The 3,452-nt window shown below is 70.7% G+C and carries 4 protein-coding genes; 3 read left to right on the top strand and 1 reads right to left on the bottom strand.

Annotated features, from left to right (window positions below; all coding sequences use genetic code 11):
* Positions 1–3: 3 nt before the first annotated feature.
* A complete protein-coding gene (locus E1284_RS39590) occupies positions 4–708 on the bottom strand; it encodes a FadR/GntR family transcriptional regulator (protein WP_131945263.1) in 705 nt (234 codons plus the stop codon).
* 255 nt (positions 709–963) lie between these two features.
* Between E1284_RS39590 and E1284_RS39585 the strand changes: the two genes are divergently transcribed.
* The 3 genes from E1284_RS39585 to E1284_RS39575 are packed head-to-tail and all read left to right on the top strand — an operon-like array spanning position 964 to position 3,391.
* Positions 964–1,806, top strand: a complete 843-nt coding sequence (locus tag E1284_RS39585) for an ABC transporter permease (RefSeq protein ID WP_207924222.1) — start codon at positions 964–966, stop codon at positions 1,804–1,806.
* Positions 1,803–2,573 carry an ABC transporter permease gene (locus E1284_RS39580; RefSeq protein ID WP_131945261.1) on the top strand — a complete coding sequence of 257 codons (771 nt, stop codon included), beginning with the start codon at positions 1,803–1,805 and terminating at the stop codon, positions 2,571–2,573. The genes E1284_RS39585 and E1284_RS39580 overlap by 4 nt, the downstream gene beginning before the upstream one ends.
* The gene (locus E1284_RS39575) at positions 2,573–3,391 is read left to right on the top strand and encodes an ABC transporter ATP-binding protein (RefSeq protein WP_243715026.1); all 819 of its coding nucleotides are present in this window, start codon (positions 2,573–2,575) and stop codon (positions 3,389–3,391) included. The genes E1284_RS39580 and E1284_RS39575 overlap by 1 nt, the downstream gene beginning before the upstream one ends.
* Positions 3,392–3,452 lie beyond the last annotated feature (61 nt).

Here is a 3,452-nt window from a genome sequence, read left to right as displayed (position 1 = left end):
GGGTTAGGCCATGACCGAGGTGGGGGGGCTGTGGCGGCGGACTGCGCGGCGGACCTTCGCGGCGTCCTGGGACTCGACCGCGTCCACCAGCGCCACGTGGGCGCGGAAGGTCTTGCCGGCGGTGAACAGCTCGTCCGAGCTGACGTGCTCGATCTCGTTCTCGATCATGTCGAGCATCGTCGTGTAGATGACGCGCAGCACCATGTTGGGGGTGATCTCCGCCAGCCGCCGGTGGACGGCCCAGTTGGCGCGCAGGAACTCGGCGGCGTCGGTGCGCTGCTCGTCCATGTGCTCCAGCAGCTCGCGCAGCTCCGCAAGGTCCTTGTCGGTGCGGTGCGCGGCGGCCTCCATGAGGATGGGCTCCTCCAGCGCGTCGCGCACCGCCAGGCACTGCGCGCTGGTGATCCCGTTCTCGCGCAGGCCGAGGATCAGGTGGTTGATGCGCACGTGGCCCGGCGTCCGGAGGGTGAACAGCCCGCCGCCGGGCCCGGGCTTGGCCGACACCACGCCGCGGGTCTCCAGCAGCCGGACGGCCTCGTTGACGGTCCCGACCGCGACGCCGTACTCCTGGCGCACGTCCTCCTTCGTGCCGAGGCGGCTGCCGTCCGGCAGCGCGGATTCGATGATCTTGCGCTCGATCTCGCGGGCGATGGCCTCGGCGCGCGACAACCGCCACTCGGTGCGGTCGGTCTGCTCGGGACGACTCAACGGATGCTCCCCAGGTAGGTCGGGTCGGATAGCGGCCGGTCAGCGAGCGCGCAGCCGGGAGCCGCCACGCCTTGACAGATAATCATCATGCTTAATACCGTCATTATAAGGGCTTGATCGCGACCCTGCCGCGGCAACCCTGCCATGCGAACGGTCCGCGGTGTCCCGACTCGCCGCGACGCGCACCGCGCGTGGCCAGGGTCGGCCGACCCACCGATACGGATGCGGCAGGGCCGTACCCGGAAGGAGTTCCCGTTGACCCGGACCTCGACCTTGTCGACGTCAGTCAGTCCCGGCGCGAGACGGCGGCTCCCGCTATCGCCGAAGTTCACCGACGTGCTGCTCGGCGCGGCCGGACTCGCGGCGGTGATGGCCGCCCTCGAGCTGGCCACGATCGCCGGGCTGCTGCCCGAGAAGACGTTCCCGCGCATATCGAGCGACCTGCGGCAACTCGCCGAGCTCGCCGGCGGCGGCGAGCTGTGGACGGCGGTCGGCCACACCCTGCAGGGCTGGGCGATCAGCTTCGGCCTCGCCGTGGTGATCGCCGTGCTGCTCGGGATGGCGATCGGCTCCAGCACCGTCCTGCACGCGGCCACGACCGCGGTGATCGAGTTCCTGCGGCCGATCCCGTCGGTCGCGCTGATCCCGCTCGTCGTCCTCGTGCTCGGCACCGGCCTGCAGAGCAAGATCTTCCTCGCCACGTTCGCCGCCGCGTGGCCCGTCCTCATCGCCACCATCTACGGCATGCGGGACGTCGAACCCGTCGCGCTGGACACCGCGCGCTCGTTCCGGGCCCGCCCGCACGACCGGCTGCTGTCGGTGGTGCTGCCGAGCGCCGTCCCCTACATCGCCACCGGGCTGCGCGTCGCGTCCACCACCGCGCTCATCCTCTGCGTCACCGCGGAACTGGTGATCGGCGCGCCCGGTCTCGGGCAGTCGATCACGGTCGCGCAGGCGGGCGGCCAGTACCAGCTCATGTACGCCCTCATCATCGCCACCGGCCTGCTCGGCGTGCTGCTGAACCTCGTGTTCGTCGCGATCGAGAAGCGGCTGCTGCGGTGGCATCCGTCCCAGCGAGCCCAGGAGGTCGTCCAGTGAGCCGCCGCACGGTGCTCCTCGCCGTCCAGATCGCGGCGCCCGTCCTCGTCCTGCTCGGCTGGGGGCTGTGGTCGGCCGGCAGCGCGAACATCTTCTACCCGCCGCTGACCAAGATCCTCTCGGTCTTCCGGGAGACGTGGCTGTTCGACCGGGTCGGGTCGGACGTCGTCCCCAGCCTGACGAACATGTTCTCCGGCTTCGCGCTGTCGATCGTCATCGGGGTGCCGCTCGGCGTCCTCATCGGCCTGGTCCGCAAGCTCCGCACGGCGCTCGCACCGGTCATCGAGTTCGTCCGGGCGATCCCGCCGCCCGCGCTGATCCCGTTCGGCATCGTCGTGCTGGGCGTCGGGACGGGCATGAAGGTGTTCATCATCCTGATGGTCGCCCTGTTCCCCGTCCTGATGCACACGATCGACGGGGTGCGCGGCGTGGAGCCCGGACTGCTCGACAGCGCCCGCGCCTACCGTGTCAGCCGCCGCGACCAGCTGCTGCACGTCGTCCTGCCGGCCGCCGCGCCGCAGATCTTCGCGGGGGTGCGCGTCGCGCTGTCGCTGTCGCTGATCCTCATGGTGATCAGCGAGATGGTCGCGAGCACCCGCGGCATCGGCTACTTCATCCTGGAGGCCCAGCGCACCTTCGCGATCCCCGAGATGTGGTCGGGGATGGTGCTGCTCGGCATCCTCGGCTACCTGTTCAACCTCGCCTTCGCCACCATCGAGCGTCGCGCGCTGCGCTGGCACCACGGAGCACGAAAGGGAGCATCTTGATGACCGACGGAGCGCCGATGCTCGAGGTCGACGGCCTCGGCAAGGTCTACGGAACCGGCGACCAGGCGGTGCGGGCGATCGACGAGATCAGCTTCACCGTGGCGCGCAGCGAGTTCCTGTGCGTGGTCGGCCCGTCCGGCTGCGGCAAGACGACGCTGCTGCGCTGCCTGTCCGGGCTGATGCCCGCCACCAGCGGCCAGGTCCGCGTGGAGGGCCGCCCGCTCGACCGCACCCCGGAGGACATGGCGATCGTCTTCCAGGACTACAGCCGGTCGCTGTTCCCGTGGATGACGGTGGAGGAGAACATCGCCTTCCCGCTGCGGCGCAAGCGGCTGGACCGGAAGAAGAAGCAGACCCTCATCGCCGACTCGCTGTCCGCCGTCGGCCTCGCCGACGCCGGCAAGCGCTACCCGTGGCAGCTCTCGGGCGGCATGCAGCAGCGCGTGGCGATCGCCCGCGCCCTCGCCTACGAGCCGCAGATCCTGCTCATGGACGAGCCGTTCGCCTCCCTCGACGCGCAGACCCGCGCCGACCTGGAGGACCTCACCCTCAAGCTCCGCCACGACTACGGCGTCACCGTCGTCTTCGTGACGCACGACATCGACGAGGCGGTCTACCTGGCCGACCGGATCATCGCCCTGACCCCGCGCCCGACCCGCGTCCGCGGCGTCATCGAGGTCGACCTGCCCCGCCCCCGCGACCAGCTCACCACGAAGGAACTCCCCGAGTTCGCCCACCTGCGCGGCCTGGTCTACCGCCAGGTCCGCCAGCTCGACGAGGAGGGCACCCCGGCCTCCGCATCCGCCCGCACCTCCTAGCCCCGCCAGGGTGCTCCCCCCGGAGCGCCCTGCCGGGCCGGCGCGGGGTGTGGTTTTGAGG

Origin of the sequence: Actinomadura bangladeshensis, assembly GCF_004348335.1 — a bacterium.
In the GTDB taxonomy this organism is placed as follows: domain Bacteria; phylum Actinomycetota; class Actinomycetes; order Streptosporangiales; family Streptosporangiaceae; genus Spirillospora; species Spirillospora bangladeshensis.
This window is presented reverse-complemented; position numbering and strand designations above follow the sequence as displayed.